The sequence below is a fragment of the Streptomyces sp. NPDC044064 genome, from assembly GCF_056434245.1.
Window position 1 is genome coordinate 277075 of the sequence record NZ_JBWKFN010000007.1, and the last position, 16866, is coordinate 293940.

The 16866-nt window shown below is 73.8% G+C and carries 12 protein-coding genes; 8 read left to right on the forward strand and 4 right to left on the reverse strand.

The window, feature by feature from the left end; all coding sequences use genetic code 11:
* The first annotated feature begins 17 nt into the window (after positions 1 to 17).
* Genes AC07DS_RS14390 through AC07DS_RS14420 form a run of 7 tightly spaced genes read left to right on the forward strand, consistent with a single transcriptional unit; the run spans position 18 to position 12363 of the window.
* Positions 18 to 353 (forward strand): hypothetical protein, encoded by a 336-nt coding sequence (locus AC07DS_RS14390; protein ID WP_479145161.1) that lies wholly within the window; start codon positions 18 to 20, stop codon positions 351 to 353.
* Positions 350 to 736: a GPW/gp25 family protein gene (locus AC07DS_RS14395; RefSeq protein WP_479145163.1), complete on the forward strand. Its 387-nt coding sequence runs from the start codon at positions 350 to 352 to the stop codon at positions 734 to 736. The genes AC07DS_RS14390 and AC07DS_RS14395 overlap by 4 nt, the downstream gene beginning before the upstream one ends.
* On the forward strand, positions 733 to 3873 hold the full coding sequence (locus AC07DS_RS14400) for a putative baseplate assembly protein (protein WP_479145165.1): 3141 nt from the start codon (positions 733 to 735) through the stop codon (positions 3871 to 3873). Before AC07DS_RS14395 ends, AC07DS_RS14400 begins: the two co-directional genes overlap by 4 nt.
* Positions 3870 to 7685 (forward strand): putative baseplate assembly protein, encoded by a 3816-nt coding sequence (locus tag AC07DS_RS14405; protein WP_479145166.1) that lies wholly within the window; start codon positions 3870 to 3872, stop codon positions 7683 to 7685. Before AC07DS_RS14400 ends, AC07DS_RS14405 begins: the two co-directional genes overlap by 4 nt.
* Positions 7685 to 9862, forward strand: a complete 2178-nt coding sequence (locus AC07DS_RS14410; RefSeq protein WP_479145168.1) for a hypothetical protein — start codon at positions 7685 to 7687, stop codon at positions 9860 to 9862. Before AC07DS_RS14405 ends, AC07DS_RS14410 begins: the two co-directional genes overlap by 1 nt.
* A 54-nt stretch (positions 9863 to 9916) precedes the next feature.
* Positions 9917 to 11476: a DUF6519 domain-containing protein gene (locus tag AC07DS_RS14415; protein ID WP_479145170.1), complete on the forward strand. Its 1560-nt coding sequence runs from the start codon at positions 9917 to 9919 to the stop codon at positions 11474 to 11476.
* Positions 11476 to 12363 (forward strand): peptidoglycan-binding protein, encoded by an 888-nt coding sequence (locus AC07DS_RS14420; protein WP_479145172.1) that lies wholly within the window; start codon positions 11476 to 11478, stop codon positions 12361 to 12363. The genes AC07DS_RS14415 and AC07DS_RS14420 overlap by 1 nt, the downstream gene beginning before the upstream one ends.
* Positions 12364 to 12378: 15 nt before the next feature.
* Here AC07DS_RS14420 and AC07DS_RS14425 read toward each other — a convergent pair whose 3' ends face one another.
* Positions 12379 to 12780 (reverse strand): DUF5997 family protein, encoded by a 402-nt coding sequence (locus AC07DS_RS14425; protein ID WP_479145174.1) that lies wholly within the window; start codon positions 12778 to 12780, stop codon positions 12379 to 12381.
* Positions 12781 to 12838: 58 nt separating this feature from the next.
* Here AC07DS_RS14425 and AC07DS_RS14430 point away from each other — a divergent pair, with 58 nt between their 5' ends.
* Complete coding sequence (locus tag AC07DS_RS14430; RefSeq protein ID WP_479145176.1) at positions 12839 to 13627, forward strand: LysR family substrate-binding domain-containing protein; 789 nt, start codon at positions 12839 to 12841, stop codon at positions 13625 to 13627.
* A 62-nt stretch (positions 13628 to 13689) separates the two neighbouring features.
* Here AC07DS_RS14430 and AC07DS_RS14435 read toward each other — a convergent pair whose 3' ends face one another.
* From AC07DS_RS14435 to AC07DS_RS14445, 3 genes are all read right to left on the reverse strand, one after another.
* Positions 13690 to 15192, reverse strand: coding sequence for an MFS transporter (locus AC07DS_RS14435; protein WP_479145178.1), 1503 nt, complete (start codon positions 15190 to 15192; stop codon positions 13690 to 13692).
* Positions 15193 to 15432: 240 nt separating this feature from the next.
* Positions 15433 to 16128 (reverse strand): HAD family hydrolase, encoded by a 696-nt coding sequence (locus AC07DS_RS14440; RefSeq protein WP_479145180.1) that lies wholly within the window; start codon positions 16126 to 16128, stop codon positions 15433 to 15435.
* Between the two features lie 20 nt (positions 16129 to 16148).
* On the reverse strand, positions 16149 to 16625 hold the full coding sequence (locus AC07DS_RS14445; RefSeq protein WP_179851790.1) for an Lrp/AsnC family transcriptional regulator: 477 nt from the start codon (positions 16623 to 16625) through the stop codon (positions 16149 to 16151).
* Positions 16626 to 16866: the final 241 nt, after the last annotated feature.

The following is a 16866-nucleotide window of genomic DNA, read 5'->3' on the forward strand; positions in this document are numbered from 1 at the left end:
ACAACGGGGGAAAGAAGTTGTCCGGAAGTCTGCTGGACGCGGGAGCCGTGATCGGCTGCCCGCACGGCGGCCGTGCCGTGCCCGCCACCACACCCTCCGGCGGCGCACGGATCGCGGGCGCCGCCGTCGCCACGGCCGCCCACACGTACGTCGTCACCGGCTGCCCGCACACGCCCGACGGGGTGCCCTCGCCGTGCGTCTCGGTCCGCTGGACCGCCGGCACCTCCGGCGTCACCGTCGACGGCGCGCCCGTGCTGCTCGACACCTCCGCCGCCCAGTGCTTCAGCGCGGCCCTCGTCCCGCAGGGACCGCCCGTCGTCCAGGCCGCGCAGCGAAAGGTCACCGTCCGATGAGGCCGACGAGCCCACGCACCCGCACCGACATCGCGTTCCCCTTCCACACCGACCGCCGGGGACGCACCGCGCACGCACGCCCCGCCGAGCACGTCCACGACCTGATCGAGCAACTGCTGTTCACCAGCCCCGGCGAGCGGGTGATGCGGCCCGACTTCGGCTGCGGACTGCTCGACCTGGTCTTCGCCCCGAGCAGCCCCGAACTGGTCAGCACCCTCGAACTCTCCGTCCAGGCCGCGCTGCAGCGCTGGCTCGGCGACCTGGTCGAGGTCGTGGCCCTCGACATCGAGAGCGGCGACGACGTCGTACGCGTGCATCTGTCGTACCTCGTGCGGGCCACCGGGGCGGTCCGCGAGGACGTCTTCGAGGGGAGGGCGGCATGAGCACGGGAACCGCCCGGCGGGCCAAGGTACGGGCCGCCCAGCTGGGCGGGGTCGACGCCGTCGAGGCCGGCGACGACGGGCTGCTGCTGACCGTCACCTTCCTCGGCAAGGCCCCGCACGGCCTCGGCCCCGAGAACGTCCGCATCGACGGCGGCCGGCGCATCACCGGCATCACCGCCGTCGACGTCAGCGTCGAACGCGAGGAGGACCCGGAGCTGGACGACCGGCTCTACGTCACCCTCGACCGGTCCGGCGACACCTCCCGCTACCAGCTGTCGCTGGTGGAGGCCGACCCCTACGGCCGGCCCGGCACCGAGCCGTACCGCGGCTTCGACCAGCGCTACCACAGCGCGACCTTCGTCTTCCGGCCCGACTGCCCCACCCCCTTCGACTGCACGGACGAGGCCGAGGAGCCCCCGGCCCTCCCGACCGCCCCGGTCATCGACTACACGGCCCGCGACTACGACACCATCCGCAAGCTGCTGCTCGACCGGCTCGCGCTGACCACCCCCGACTGGGTGGAGCGCAACCCCGCCGACCTGGGCACGACCCTCGTGGAACTGCTCGCGTACACCGGCGACCAGATCAGCTACCAGCAGGACGCGGTAGCCACCGAGGCCTACCTGGACACCGCGCGCCGCCGGGTCTCGGTGCGCCGGCACGTACGGCTCATCGACTACGCGATGCACGACGGCTGCAACGCCCGCGCGTACGTGACCGTCGGGACCGCCGCCGACCACACCCTGGCCCCGGGCACCTTCCGCTTCGCCTCCGTCGACGTGCGCACCCTCGACCCGCACGACCGCCCGGAACCCGGCACCGTCATCGACGAGAACGACCTCGGCGACCTGGACGAGCGCGGCTCGGTGGAGGTCTTCGAACCGGTCGTCTCCGCCGACCCGCTGCGGCTGCGCGTCGCGCACAACGCGATCCGGCTGTGGACCTGGGGCGGCGAGGTGTGCGCCCTGCCCAGGGGGGCCACCGCGGCCACCCTGCGCGACGAATGGGCGGACCCCGAGACCTGCCGGGAACGCCGGCTGGACCTGAACCCGGGCGACGTCCTGGTCTTCGAGGAGGTCAAGGGCCCGCGCACCGGCACCCCCGGCGACGCCGACCCCGCCCACCGCCAGGCCGTGCGCCTGACCTCCGTCACCCCGGGCCTGGACCGCATCGAGGACCAGCCCGTCCTGGAGGTCACCTGGGCAGCCGAGGACGCCCTGCGCTTCCCGCTGTGCCTCGCCACCCGCGGCGGGCGCGACTGCCTGCCCGTCGCGGACGTCACCCTGGCCCGCGGCAACGCCGTCCTCGTCGACCACGGCCGCTCCGGTCCGGCCGAGACGTTCACCGTGCCGCCGGCACCGGCCGTCGTGGCGCCCTGCGACCCTCCGCCGGCCTCCGGCCGGGGCTACCCCCAGCCCGCTTCGCTCGCCTTCGGCTGCCACGACCGCACGGAGGGCAACGCGCCCGCCCGGCTCCTCGGCTTCCTCACGGACCAGGCGGAAGGCGGCCGGGAACTCACCCCGGACGACATCCGCGAGCTGTTCGAGGTCGTGGGGGAGCCGGCCACCGAACGCGCCGGGCTCGGCCTGGAGCGCGCCGGGCAGCGGCACGAGCAGGTCGTGCCCGGCACGGCGTACGCGCAGGCCGCCGCGCTGCGGACGCTGCTCGCGCAGTCCGTCTACCCGGGCATCCGTCCCCGTTTCCGCCCCGTCCTCGGCCGGGCTCCGGTCACCCGGGCCGTGCCGTTCCCCGACCCGGGAACGGTCGCCGCCGGGCAGGCCGAGCGGATCGCGGCCATCCCCGGCCGGGTCCGGCAGCGGCTCGTCGACCTGTGGCGCAGCGCGCGCGACCGCGACGGACTCGGCGAGGAGGAGATCACCGAACTCGCCCTCATCTACGGTCCGAAGGTGCTGGAGCGGCTGGAGCTGCGCCGCCACCCGGTCCGTGCCCTGCGCGAACTCCTGTACCGCACGGACGAGTTGCTCGACGCCAAGCTGCGCCGCGTGGAGATCCTCGCCGCCCGGGCCCGCGCCGGCACGGTACTCGACGGGCACATCGCCTGGGAGATCGCGCACAGTTGGGGCCCGGTCCACGCGGCCGGACTCCATCCCGAGGAGCCGGTCCTGCGCGGCTCGGCCACCGCCGCGCTCGCCCAGGACCCGCGCCGCGCGCTGCCCGCCGTACGACTCCACGACGGCACCGGCACGGTCTGGGAGCCGCACCGCGACCTGCTCGACAGTGCCGCCCGCGACCGGCACTTCGTCGGCGAGCCGGAGGACGACGGGCGCCTCGCCCTGCGCTTCGGCGACGGACGGCACGGCGCCGAGCCGGCGCCCGGAGCGCGCCTGGCCGTGCGCTACCGGCTGGGCGGCGGCTTCACGGGCAACGTCGGCGCGGAGGCCATCAACCACCTCGTCGTCGAGGCGGGCGGCGCGGCACCGGCCGCCGCCGTCCGCAACCCGCTGCCCGCCACCGGCGGCACCGAGCCCGAACCGCTGGAACAGGTGCGCCAGCTGGCGCCGCTCGACCTGCGCCGCACCCGGCTGCGCGCGGTCACCGCCGAGGACTACGCGGCTCTCGCATCCGCCCTGCCGGGAGTGCAGCGGGCCGCCGCCGAGATCCGCTGGACCGGCAGCACCCAGGAGGCACACGTCGCGATCGACGCGTACGGCAGCGGCACCCCGTCCGACGGGCTGCTCACCTCCACGGCGCAGGCCCTGGAGGCGTACCGGCGCATCGGACACGACCTGGTGGTCGGCGCCGCCCGGCTGGTGCCGCTGGACATCGCGCTCACCGTGTGCGCCCTGCCCGGCCATCAGCACGGGCAGATCCTGGCCGAGCTGTACCGCGTGCTGGGCAGCGGCCGGCTGCCCGGCGGACGGCTCGGCTTCTTCCACCCCGACGCGCTGACCTTCGGCGAGCCGGTCCGGCTCAGCCGTCTGGTCGCCGCCGCCGCGGCCGTCCGGGGCGTGGAGAGCGTCGAGGTCACCCGGCTGCGGCGGCAGTTCGAACCCGACCGAGGAGAGAGGGAGGACGGCGTGCTGCGGCTCGGCCCGCTGGAGATCGCCACCTGCGACAACGACCCGGACCGGCCCGAACAGGGCCGGCTGGCGATATCCCTGGGAGGCTCCCGATGAGCCAGGCCTGCTCCTGCGGCGGTGCGTGCGGCGGCCACGACGAGCGCCTCGCTCCCGCCGCGCCGCACAACCCGCCCGGCCGCACCGCGCTCGAGTACCGGGTCGGCGAGTACGGCTCCTTCCTCGCCGCCCTTCTCGACCGGCTGGCCTCGCCCGCCTACCCGGCCCTGGCCGGGCTGACCGTCCGCACCCCGGACGATCCGGCCGTCGGCCTGCTCGACGCCACCGCCGTCCTCGGCGACCTGCTCACCTTCCACTCCGAGCGGATCGCGGACGAGGCCTACATCCGCACCGCGGGCGAGCACCGCTCCCTGGCGCTGCTCGGACGGCTCGTCGGGCACCGGCCGCGCCCCGGGGTCGCGGCCTCCACACATCTGGCGTACACCCTCGAACGCGACCCGCGCGCCGAGGCCCTGCCCGTGCTCGTCCCGCGCGGGGCGCGCAGCCACAGCGTGCCCGCCTCCGCCGACGAGCAGTCACTGACCTTCGAGACCGCGCGGGACCTGACCGCCCGCTGGGACTGGAACGAGCTGAAGGTACGGCGCCGCCGCCCCTCCCTCGTCACCCCCGAGGACCTCGAACGCCGCTCCGAACTGTTCGTGGAGGGCACCGCCAACTCCCTGCAGACCGGCGACCAGCTGCTCTTCGTCTTCGGTGAACAGGCGGGCGGCGAGCGCAAGCTGCTGCCCGTCGCCGGCGTCCGGACAGACCGCGACGACGACATCACCGCGATCTCGCTGCCCGAATCGGCCCCGCCCACGCTCAAGGAGCTGGTGGACGAGGTCCGGCGCTGGACCGCCGAACCGGCCGCCCCCGGCGAACCCGGCGACGAGCCGCCGACGCCCGAGGTCCCCAACCCGCGCCCGGTCAGCCGCCTGATCGAGGACTTCGACGAACAGGTCCTCGCCCCGCTGCGCACGGACCTGGACGCCGTGAAGACCCCGGAGCGCCTCGCCGCCCGCCTCGGCGAGCCCGTCGCCCGCCTGCGCGAGGCCGAGGTGCTGGCCGAGCCGTACGAGGACGTTGCGGCGTGGTTCGAGCAGCTGGAGGCGGTGCTGGCGGAACTGGCCGAGCGAGCCATGGAGTTGGCGCCCGCACAGCCCGCACAGCCCGCACAGCCCGCACAGCCCGCACAGCCCGCACAGCCCGCACAGCCGGGGCAGCCGGCACAGCCCGCGCACCCGACGCAGACCCGTGCCGAGAGGGCCACGCTCCCGGACCCCCGCCAGGCCGCGCTCCAGGCCCTGAGCGCCGTCCTCCCGGCCCTGCGCACCGCCGCCCCCGCCCCCGGCCGGACGGACCGCGGCCGCCGCCCCGGCTCCGACACCGCCCGTCTCCTCTCCGCGCTCGACCCCGGCCTCGGCAGCCTCTACCCGGCCTGGCGCACGGCCGCCGCCCCCGGCACCGTGCAGCTCCTGCGCGACCTGCTCGCGATGCGCGTCACGGCGGCCCCCTTCGGTGCCACCGCCCCGCTCAAGCCCGTCCAGGACGAGCGCGGCCGGGTCATCCGCACCGCCGACTGGCCGCTGACCGGCGCGGTGCTGGCGAGCATGCGCGTGGTGTACGACCCCGCGGGCAAGGTCCCGGTCCGGGCGGAGTTCCAGTACGTCGAGGGCAGCGGCACCGACCAGCGCGCCGAGAACCTGCCCGTCGCGCAGCCCGTCACGTTCGTCCTGGGCCCGGGCCAGGTCGACCTGTCGACCCGCGCTCCCCAGGACCGCGAGCTGAGCTGGCTCAGCCGCCGTCCGGCCACCGCCGAGGAACCCGGCGTCACCGCCCGCCTCCACTCCGGCCTGCCCGAACGCAGCCTCTTCGTGTCCCGGCCGGACGACGACGGCCAGGTGCACGTCGGCATCCGCAACGGCACGGCCCGGGAGATCTCCCTGCGGCCGGGCGAGACCAGGCAGATCACCCACGGCGAGTACGAGGTGAGCCTCAGGTACACGGTGGGCAGCACCGAGCCCAACGTCGAGATCGTCATCGCGGACCGGCCGGAACCCCTCAACCGCCGGGTCCTGCAACTGGACAGCGTGTACGACGGCATCACCGTCGGCAGCTGGGTGGCGATCCAGCGGCCCACGAAGGGCACGACCGTACCCGGCGACGCCAGGTTCGCCTTCGTCACCACCCAGGTCGTGGCAGCACGTACGGCGGCGTACTCCAACTACGGGATCACCGGCCGCGGCACCGAACTCACCCTCGCGGAGCCCTGGCTGGACGAGTCCGACGTCCTGCTCTCCCACATCCGCGACACCACCGTGCACGCGGCCGGCGAGGCGCTGCTCCCGGCCGACGAGCCGCTCGGCGAGGACGTGCACGGCAACGAGATCGAACTCGACGAGCTGTACGACGGATTGCGCCCCGGCCGCACGCTCATCGTGAGCGGCCGGCGCACCGACGTCCCGGGCACCACCGGCGTCACCGCCACCGAGGTGGTCACCATCGCGTCGGCCGACCCGGCCGTCGACCCGCGGCTCCCCGGCGACCACGTCCACACCCGGCTCACGCTCACCACCGACCTGGTCCACCGCTACCACCGGGCGAGCGTCCGCGTCCTCGGCAACGTCGTCGAGGCCACCCACGGCGAGAGCCGCGAGGAGGCCATCGGCAGCGGGGACTCCGACCGCGTCAACCAGACCTTCGCCCTCTGGCAGTCCCCGCTGACCTGGCTCGCCGCCGACAACCCCCTCGGCGCCACACCCGTCCTGGACATCCGCGTGGACGGCGTGCTCTGGCACGAGGTCGACAGCCTCGCCGGGCGCGGCCCGACCGAGCGGGTGTACATCACCGGCACCGTCTCCGACGGCCGCACCACCGTGACCTTCGGCGACGGCGTCCACGGCGCCCGCCTGCCCAGCGGCCACGAGAACGTCCGCGCCCGGTACCGCTTCGGTACCGGCAAGGCCGCCAACGTCCCGGCCGACCGGATCACCCAGCCGCTCACCCGGCCCCTCGGCGTCACCGCGGTCACCAACCCGCGCCCGGCCGGCGGCGGCGCGGACGCGGACGGGCCCGGACTCACCCGCCGGACGATCCCGCTCGCGGTCTCCGCCCTGGACCGGCTGGTCTCCGAGGCGGACTACGAGGACTTCGCCCGCTCACGCGCCGGCATCGGCCGGGCGGCGGCCCGCGAACTCTTCGACGGACGGCGGCGCGTGCTGCACGTGACGGTCGCCGGAACCGACGACGTCCCGCTCACCGAGGACAACCTGCGGCCCCTGCGCGGGGCGCTGACCGAGTACGGCGACCCCGACCTGCCGGTCCGGGTGGACGTGCGCGAACTCGTCCTGCTGCTGATCGCCGCCGAGGTGAAGCTCGCCCCGGACCACGCCTGGGAGTACGTCGAGCCCAGGCTGCGCCAGGCGCTGCTGCTCCGACTCGGATACGAGGGACGGGAGTTGGGCCGCCCGGCCCGCCTCTCCGAGGTCCTCGCCACCGCACACTCCGTGCCCGGCGTCGACTACGTGGACGTGGACGTCTTCACCGGCGTGCCCGCCTCCGCCACCCCGGAACAGCTCACCGCGCTGCTCGCGGGCCCCGGCACACCGAGGGCGTCCGTCCCCGCGCACCCGGCGTCGTACGAGGAACGGACCCACACGGTCCGCGACCCGCACGGCGAGACCCTGTCGTCCGTCTGCGCCCGCCACGGCATCGCGCTCGCCGAACTCCTGCGCCTCAACCCCGACATCACCGACACCCGGCGCCTGCACCAGGGCCGGACGGTGTTCGTCTTCCGCGGCATCCGGCCGGCCCAGCTCACCATGCTGTCGGCACGGGCCGCGGACACCCTGATTCTGACGGAGGTCAAGTGATGTCCGCGAAGCCGACGGATGCCGAGACGCAGGCGCCGGCCCCGGTGCCGCCCCGGGAACCCGACGGGCTCGCCGAGCTGCTGCCCCGCTGGCACCGGCTGCGCGACGCCGAGGAGGGCGAGCCGCTGCGGGCCCTGCTCGCGGTGATCGCCGAGCAGCTCGACCGGGTCCGCGACGGCGTCCAGCAGGGGTACGAGGACCTGTTCGTGGAGACCGCGGCGCCCTGGGTGCTGCCGTACCTCGGCGACCTCGTCGGCTACCGCACGCTGCCGGGCTACGAGCGGGTCCTCACCACCGGCCTGCACACCGGCGGCCGGGACGCGCTCGCCGAGGCCGTCGCCCCGCGCCGCGACGTGGCGGCCACGGTCGCCAACCGGCGCCGCAAGGGCACGCTCCACCTCCTGGAGGAGCTGTCCGCGCAGGTCGCCGACTGGCCCGCGCGCGCCGTCGAGCTGTCCCGGCTGGTGGCCCACACCCAGCCGGTCAAGCTGTACGGCACCGGCCGGCGCGGGGACCGCGGACGCCTGCTCGACCTGCGGGACGGCAGCGCGCTCGCCCTGGCCGGCGGTCCCTTCGAGCAGACGGCCCGGATGGCCGACGTACGGCGCGCCGACTCTCCCAAGAGGCAGGGAGGCCGGACTCCCGCCGGAGTCGGGCTCTTCGTCTGGCGGCTGAAGCCGTACTCCCTGACCTCGTCCCCGGCCTACTGCATCGACCGCGCCCGCAACCTCTACACCTTCTCCATCCTGGGCAACGACACACCCCTGGTCACCAAGCCGGTCCCGGAGCCCTCGCCCGCGCACATCGCCGCCGTCGACAACGTCCCGGCGTTCGTCACCCGCCGTCTGCTGCACGACCGGCTCGCCGACTACTACGGCCCCGGCAAGAGCCTGGTCATCCGGCGCGACGGCGAGGACCGGCCCGTACCGCCCGCCGACATCGTCGTCGCCGACCTTTCCGACTGGCGCTACCGGCCGGGGCGCGGACAGGTCGCCGTCGACCCGGAGCTGGGCCGGATCGCCTTCGGCTCCCGCTCCGCGCCGCGGCAGGGCGTGTGGGTCGACTACCACTACGCGTTCGGCGCCGACATGGGCGGCGGCGAGTACGAGCGCCCCGACCGCGAGTCCCTCCCGGAGGCCGAGTTCTACCGGGTGGGCCCCGGCCAGCCCTACCAGCGGATCATGGATGCCTACCGGGCCTGGCAGGACGAGGGCACCCCGGAGCGCACCGGCGTCATCGAGATCACCCACAGCGGCGCCTACCAGGAGCAGCTCGACCTCGACCTCGACCCCGGCGACCGTCTCGAACTGCGGGCCGCCGAGGGCACCCGGCCGGTGATCCGGTTGCTGGACTGGTACAGCAACCGCCCCGACGCCCTCAACATCCGCGCGGTGCAGGGGGACTGCGCCCCGCACGAGCGGCCGCGGATCGTCCTCGACGGCCTCCTCGTCGCCGGCCGCGGCATCAACGTCACCGGCGCGATGGGCGCCGTCGTCCTCCGGCACTCGACCCTCGTACCCGGCTGGTCGCTGGAGCCCGAGTGCGAGCCGCACTCGCCCGACGAGCCCAGCATCGTCCTGGAACGCACCACCGCCTGCCTGCAGATCGAGCACAGCATCGTCGGCACCATCGAGGTCATCGGCGACGAGGTCTCCGAGGACCCCCTCGACATCCATCTGCGCGACAGCGTCCTGGACGCCACCGGCCCCGACCGCGTGGCCCTCTCCGCCCCGGACTGCCGCCACGCCCACGCCGTCCTGCACCTGCACCGCACGACCGTCATCGGCGAGGTGCACACGCACGCGGTGGAGATCGCCGAGAACTCGGTCTTCACCGGCAGGCTCCACGTGGCCCGGCGCGGCATCGGCTGCCTGAGGTACTGCCATGTCCCGCCCGGTTCGCGCACCCCGCGCCGCCACCGCTGCCAGCCCGACCTCGTCGGCCGCGAACAGGCGGGTCGGGTACGGCCGTTGTTCGCCGCCGAGCGTTACGGGACGCCCTGGTACGGCCAGTTGGCGGACCGCTGCGCCGAGGAGATCCGGCGCGGCGCGGACGACGGCGCCGAACTCGGCGCCTTCCACGACCTGTACCGGCCCCAGCGGGAGGACGGCCTCAGGGCACGGCTCGCGGAGTACACGCCCACGGGCGCGGACGCCGGGATCTTCTTCGTGACGTGAGCAGTGCCGCCGTACGACCCACCCGCAGATTTCCGAACCAGGGGGACCCCCTTCATGCACGCTGATCTCTCCCGCTCCACCTTCCGCCCGGAGCGGCACTACTCCGCGGTCGTCGCCCAGCAGGGCCGCGTCCAGCTGGACGCGGACCTCAACGAGCAGGCCGCCATCCAGCTCCACCAGGCCCGCACGCTCGCCGCCGACCTGATCGGCCGGCACGGGGGTCCCGGCGGTCCCGGCCGGGTCACCGGCTTCCGCATCGAGTACGTGGGCGGCAGGCTCGACATCGACACCCTGTCCATCCACGGCGGCCGCTACTACGTCGACGGCATCCTGTGCGACGCCGACCGCCCGGCGCCCGGCATCCCCGTACCGGACGAGGACGACAAGGAGCAGCCGGCTCCCGGGACCGACGCCCACTGGGACTACTGGAACCAGCCCGACGGCTTCCGCGACCCGGAGAACCCCGCCGACCGGCTGCCCTCGCCCGCCCAGTCGCCCTTCGTCGTCTACCTGAAGGTGTGGGAGCGGGCGGTCTCCGCGGCCGAGGACCCGGCGCTGCGCGAGGTCGCCCTCGGCGCCGCGCTGCCCGACACCGCCGTCCGCGCCAAGGTGGTCTGGCAGGTGCTGCCGCTGTCCCTGTCCGCGCTCGACATCGAGGGCGGCGAACCGTCCGCCCAGGCCGTGCGTGACGCGTTCGAGAAGTGGGCGAAGGCCCAGGCGGAGCCCTCCGCCAGGCTCGCCGCCCGCAGCGAGCGGCCCGAGCACGCCGACGAGGACCCTTGCCTGGTCCGGCCCGACGCCCGCTACCGGGGCCCGGAGAACCAGCTGTACCGGGTCGAGGTCCACGCGGGCGGCGACGCGAAGGACGCCACCTTCAAGTGGTCCAGGGAGAACGGCTCCGTGGTCTTCCCGGTCGACGAACTGGACGGCACCTGGGTGCAGCTGGCGACCCTCGGCCTCGACGACAAGCTCGACCTGGACGTCGGCGACCACGTCGAGTTCACCGACACGGCCTACGCCTCCCGTCTCGAACCTCTGCCCCTGCTGCGGGTCGAGGAACTGGACCTGCCCGGCCGGCGCGTCCGCCTGTCGGCCGAGCCGGCCCCGCGCGTCGGACGCCTCCCGCACCTGCACCCGTTCCTGCGCCGCTGGGACCAGCACGGAGGTCCGAGGCAGAAGGGCCGGACTACGGCGCTGAAGGACGGTGCCGTCCCCGTCACCGAGGGGCGGTGGCTGCCCCTGGAGGACGGCGTCGAGGTGTACTTCGCCAAGGGCGGCGGCTACCGCACCGGCGACCACTGGCTGATCCCCGCCCGCACCGCCACCGGCGGCGTCGAGTGGCCGGCCGACACGGCGCGCCGCCCCCTGCTCCAGGCCCCGGCCGGGATCGACCGGCACTTCGCGCCGCTGGCCCTGGTGCAGGGCGAGGGCAGCACCGTCGACCTGCGGTTCACCTTCGGCCCGCTCGGCACCGACATGCCCGCGGCCGACCGGGCCGCCCTGGACGCCGAGGCCCTGGCCGCGCGCGAGGAGCAGGCCGCCGAGGCCGACCCCTCCGGCGGCCGCTCGCAGACCACAGCGGCGGCCGAGGCCGCCGTGGAAGGAGACGACTGATGGCTGAGCCGATGACCGGGTCGAAGCTGCTGGAGGTGCTGCGCGCCGAGGGCCTGACCGTCCACGAGGTGCGCGACTGGCGCCACCACAACCGCAACACCAAGGGCCCCTGGGGCCCGGTGAACGGCGTGATGATCCACCACACCGTCACCTCGGGCACCGAGAACTCCGTGAACATCTGCTACAACGGCTACTCCGGTCTGCCCGGCCCGCTGTGCCACGGCGTGATCGACAAGCAGGGCCATGTCCACCTCGTCGGCAACGGCCGTGCCAACCACGCCGGCCTCGGCGACAGCGACGTGCTGCGCGCGGTGATCAACGAGACCAGGCTGCCGCACGACAACCAGGCCGACGTCGACGGCAACCGGCACTTCTACGGCTTCGAGTGCATCAACCTCGGTGACGGCAAGGACCCCTGGCCACAGGCGCAGAAGGAGGCCATCGAGAAGGTCGCCGCCGCCATCTGCCGGCACCACGGCTGGTCCGAGCGCTCCGTCATCGGGCACAAGGAGTGGCAGCCGGGCAAGCAGGACCCGCGCGGCTTCACCATGGACGGGATGCGCAAGCGGATCGCCGACCGGCTGGCCGGAAAGGGCGGCGGCAAGGACCCGGACCCCAAGCCCGCGCCCAAGCCGAAGTACGCGCCCTTCCCGGGCAGCGGCTTCTTCCACATCGGGCAGAAGTCGCCCGTCGTCACGGCCATGGGCCGCCGGCTGGTCGCCGAGGGCTGCGGGCACTACGAGGAGGGGCCGAGCCCCGAGTGGACCGAGGCCGACCGCAGGTCCTACGCCGCCTGGCAGCACAAGCTCGGCTTCAAGGGCAAGGACGCGGACGGCATCCCCGGCAAGGCCAGCTGGGACCGGCTGAAGGTGCCGTCGGACGGCTGAGCCGGTGCAAGGGCGTCAGCGCCGCTCGGCGTCCTTCTCCTGCTGCTCCTTGTGCAGCTTCTTGATCCGCACGGTTTCCTTGCGGACCTCGGCCTGGGTGGCGCGTTCCTTCTCCAGCCACTCGGGCCGCTCTTCCTTGAGCGCCTCGATCTGCTCGGTGGTCAGCGCCTCTGTGACCCCGCCGCGGGCGAGGCCCGCGATGGACACGCCGAGCTTCGCGGCGACCACCGGGCGCGGGTGCGGGCCGTCCTCCCGCAGTACGCGCAGCCACTCCGGCGGATCGGCCTGCAGCTCGTTCAGCTCGGCGCGCGAGACCACACCCTCCTGGAACTCGGCGGGGGTGGCGGGGAGGTACACACCCAGCTTCTTCGCCGCGGTCGCGGGCTTCATCGTCTGGGTGCTCTGCTGCGAACTCATGAGGCCAAGGGTATCGGCCGCGTGCCGGACGGCCGACCACGGCCGGTAACCTGGCCTGGTGACAGGCTCGGAGGAAACACCGTCGTTCCGGCTCGCGTACGTCCCCGGAGCGACGCCCGCCAAGTGGGTGCGGATCTGGAACGAGCGCCTGCCCGGCGTCCCGCTCACCCTGGTCGCGGTGCCCAGCACCGAGGCGGCGGACGTGCTGCGGGCGGGCGAGGCCGACGCGGGACTCGTACGGCTGCCGGTCGACCGTACGTTCTTCAGCGCGATCCCCCTCTACACCGAGACCACGGTGATCGTGGTCCCCAAGGACCACCTGATCACGGCGGCGGACGAGGTGAGTCTGGCCGACCTCGCCGACGAGGTGCTCTTCCACCCCCTGGACGACGTCTTCGACTGGGAAAGGCCGCCCGGCGAGCCCGCCTTCGAACGCCCCGCGACGACGGAGGACGCCATCGAGCTGGTGGCGGCGGGAGTGGGCCTCCTGATCGTCCCGCAGTCCCTCGCCCGCCTCCACCACCGCAGGGACCTCACCTACCGCCCGGTCGTCGACGCACCCCAGTCGAGCGTCGCCCTGTCCTGGCCGGAGGAGGCGACCACCGACCTGGTGGAGGACTTCATCGGCATCGTCCGCGGCCGGACCGTCAACAGCACGCGCGGTCGTACTTCGGCGAAGGACGAGGCGGATCAGAAGCGGAAGCGCCCGGAGCAGACCGGCACCCGGCAGAAGCAGGCGGCCGCGAAGCCGACGGGCGGCAAGCCCGCGAGCCGTACCGCACGGGGCCGCACGGGCTCCGGGGGCGCCAAGCCGGCCAAGCGGGGCAAGCCGCGCCGGAAGTCGTGAGCTCTCAGGATCCGCTCCGGAGGCCGTGACTCTTCACGATCGCCGCCGGAGGCCGTGACTCCTCAGGACCCGCTCCGGACCGGTTCCTCCGCCCCGCCCTCCTCGGAGCCCCGCCGCACCGTCCCGGCAGCGGTCTCCGACTCGGGATGCACATGCCGCTCCCGCAGGTCCGCCACCGCCAGTACCAGCGCGATCACGATGATCCCCACGGCGGTGAGCAGCCCGAGCTGAATCGCCGTGACGGAGCGCTCGTGGTTGGCCAGGTGCGCGAAGTACACCGCGCCGACCACGGCGATCCCCGCGGCCGAGCCCACGCGCTGTCCCGTCTGCAGCACCCCGCCGGCCGCACCGGCACGGTGCACGGGGACGCGGGTCAGGGTGAGTGTGGTGTTCGGGGAGACCGCCAGGCCCGAGCCGATCCCCCCGATGAACAGCGGCAGAGCCGAGGCCCATCCCACGGCCTGCCCGGGCACCAGCTGCACCGCCACGACCACCCCGAGCAGCCCCGCCGCGACCCCGCTCAGACCGATGACGACGAGCTTGCGGCCGTGGCGCACCACCAGCCGGCCACCGAGGGCGGCCCCGATCGCGGAGGCGACGGCGAAGGGCAGCACCGTGAGCCCCGCCGTCAGCGCGCTGTATCCGACCGTGTTCTGAAGGAACAGCGTGTAGACGAAGAAGACCGTGGTGAAGCCCGCGAAGTAGATCAGGCTGATCAGCGCGCCGAGCGTGAAGGACCGCAGGGAGAACAGGTTCAGGTCGACCAGGGGCGCCCGCCCGTGCCGTCCCTCGCGCCGCTCCCACGCCCAGAACGCGGCCAGCAGCAGCGCGGCCACCGGCATCAGCGCCCACTTCAGCCGTCCGGTCCACTGCTGCTCCTGCACCAGGGGCAGCATGAGCGCGAGCACGCCCGAGCCGAGGAGCAGCACCCCGAACAGGTCGAACTCCTCCCGCTTGTCCGACAGAGCGGGGAACCGGGGCAGCAGCCGCAGCCCAGCGGCGAACGCGGCGATCCCGATGGGCAGGTTGACGAAGAACACCCAGCGCCAGCCGTCGTCCGTGCCGACGGCGTTGATCAGCAGACCGCCCGCCAGCGGGCCCACCGCCGTCGAGATCCCGATGACGCTGCCGAGCAGACCGAAGGCCTTGGCCCGCTCGGCGCCCTGGAACATCTGCTGGATCAGCCCCGAGGTCTGTGGTGCGACCAAGCCCGCCGCCGTGCCCTGGACCAGCCGGAACAGCACCAGCCAGGAGGCGCCGGGCGCGAGCCCGCACGCCGCCGAGGCGAGAGTGAACACGGCGAGCCCGAACAGGAAGGCCTGACGCCGCCCGCGCATGTCGCCCAGCCGGCCCGCCGGGACGAGCGCGAGCCCGAAGGTGAGGGCGTACCCGGACACCACCCAGGACTGGGCGGCCTCGGAAGCGCCGAGCCCGTGCTCCATCGAGGGCAGCGCCACGTTCACGATCGAGGTGTCGAGCAGCGAGATGAAGCCCGCCGTCAGACAGACCCCGAGCGCCTTCCACCGCCGGTCGTCGGGGGCGGGCCGGGCCTGTTCTGTGGTCATGGGGTCACGCTAAGCAGCCACCCCGCCCAACGCACGGAAGGAGCACTTCCGCGCGCGTCGGAGCGGTCGCGCCGCCACGCTGCCCGGTTGCCGAGCCGAAGCGGCCCTGGACGGTCAGCACGGCGGGATCGTGGCACAGCGCGTCCCGCACCTCGGTGAGTGCGCCGATCACGGTGCGGATCTTCTGCGTGAACGCCTCCTCGCCCGTGCTCGCCCGAACGGCCTTACCAGGGGAGTTGGTCAGCCGGAGGTGACCGAATCGGCCAGCCAGGTGTACGCCGACTGTGCCGTGAACTCCGTCTGGCCGCCCCGCAGCAGCAGCGCGGCCGTGGCGAACTCGGGAGCGCCGGCCTGTGCGGCCACGTACGGGACGGCGATGCAGCGCATCCCGGCCGCGTGCGCGGCGGCCGCGCCCGGTGCCGCGTCCTCCAGGACCACGCAGTCGGCAGGGTCCGCCCCGAGCCGCCGGGCCGCTTCAAGGAAGACGTCGGGAGCGGGTTTGCCGTGGGCCACCTCGTCGGCCGAGACCGCGATGCGCAGGAAGGCGTCCAGACCGGTCCCCGCGAGGATGGCCTCGATGGCCTCGGGGGAGGAGCCGGAGGCCACCGCCGTCGGAACGGCCTCGGCCGCCAGCAGCTCCACGAACTTCCGCATCTCGGGGTAGGCGTGCGTGCCGGCCCGGGCCAGCTCCAGATAACGCCGGTTCGTCGCGTGGAACAGCTCGTCCACCGTGGCGTGCAGGCCGTAGCGCTCCCGCAGGACCACGACCGTCTCCAGGGTGCTGATCCCGACGTAGTTCTCGTGCTCCGCCCAGGTGAAGCCGGGGGCGCCGTGCTCGGCCAGGGTCTGCCGGGTCGCCTCGTAGTAGTTCGGCTCGCTGTCCACCAGCGTTCCGTCGAGATCGAAGATGACCGAAAGTGTGCCGAGCTTGCCCATGCGGTCCAGCATGCCAAGCGTCAGGCGCGGGCCGCCCGCCCGACCGACTCCACCAGGGGCAGCAGCCGGTACGGCACCCGCTCGCGCAGGGCCACCTCGGTGCGGGTGCGGACCACGCCAGGCAGGCTGATCAGCTTCTGGATCACGTCCTCCAGATGGGCGTTGTCCCGACCCACCACCCGGGCCAGCAGATCCCCGCCGCCCGTGATCGAGAACGCCTCGACGATCTCCGGCACGGCGGCCAGCGCGTCCCCGACGTCGTCCAGATGCCCCTGGGTGACCTCGATGTGCACGAAAGCCAGCACCGGGTGGCCGAGGGCGGCGGGGGAGAGCGAAGGGCCCGTACCGGTGATCACGCCGTCCCGTTCCATACGGTCGAGGCGGGCCTGGAGGGTGCCACGGGCGACACCGAGGATGCGGGCGTACTCGCGCACGCTGGTGCGCGGCTGCTCCAGGAGCAGCCGCAGGATGCGGGTGTCGAGTGCGTCCACGGTCATGATCTACGACTGTACCAATGGCTCAGCCGGTCGGCGCCCCAGTGTGCCGCCCGACCTGGTCCGTTGGTATCCAGCCGGACGATCGTGCGCACATGATGCTGGACCAATGGCCCAGTGATTCAGTCGACACTTGAGCCATCGACCTCCGCGATGCTCTCATGGACACGTCGATGGCGCTGCGGATCCCCGCGGCGCCTTTTGTATGCCGGTGTTCCCGGCGTTCCAGGTGTTTCCCGAGGGA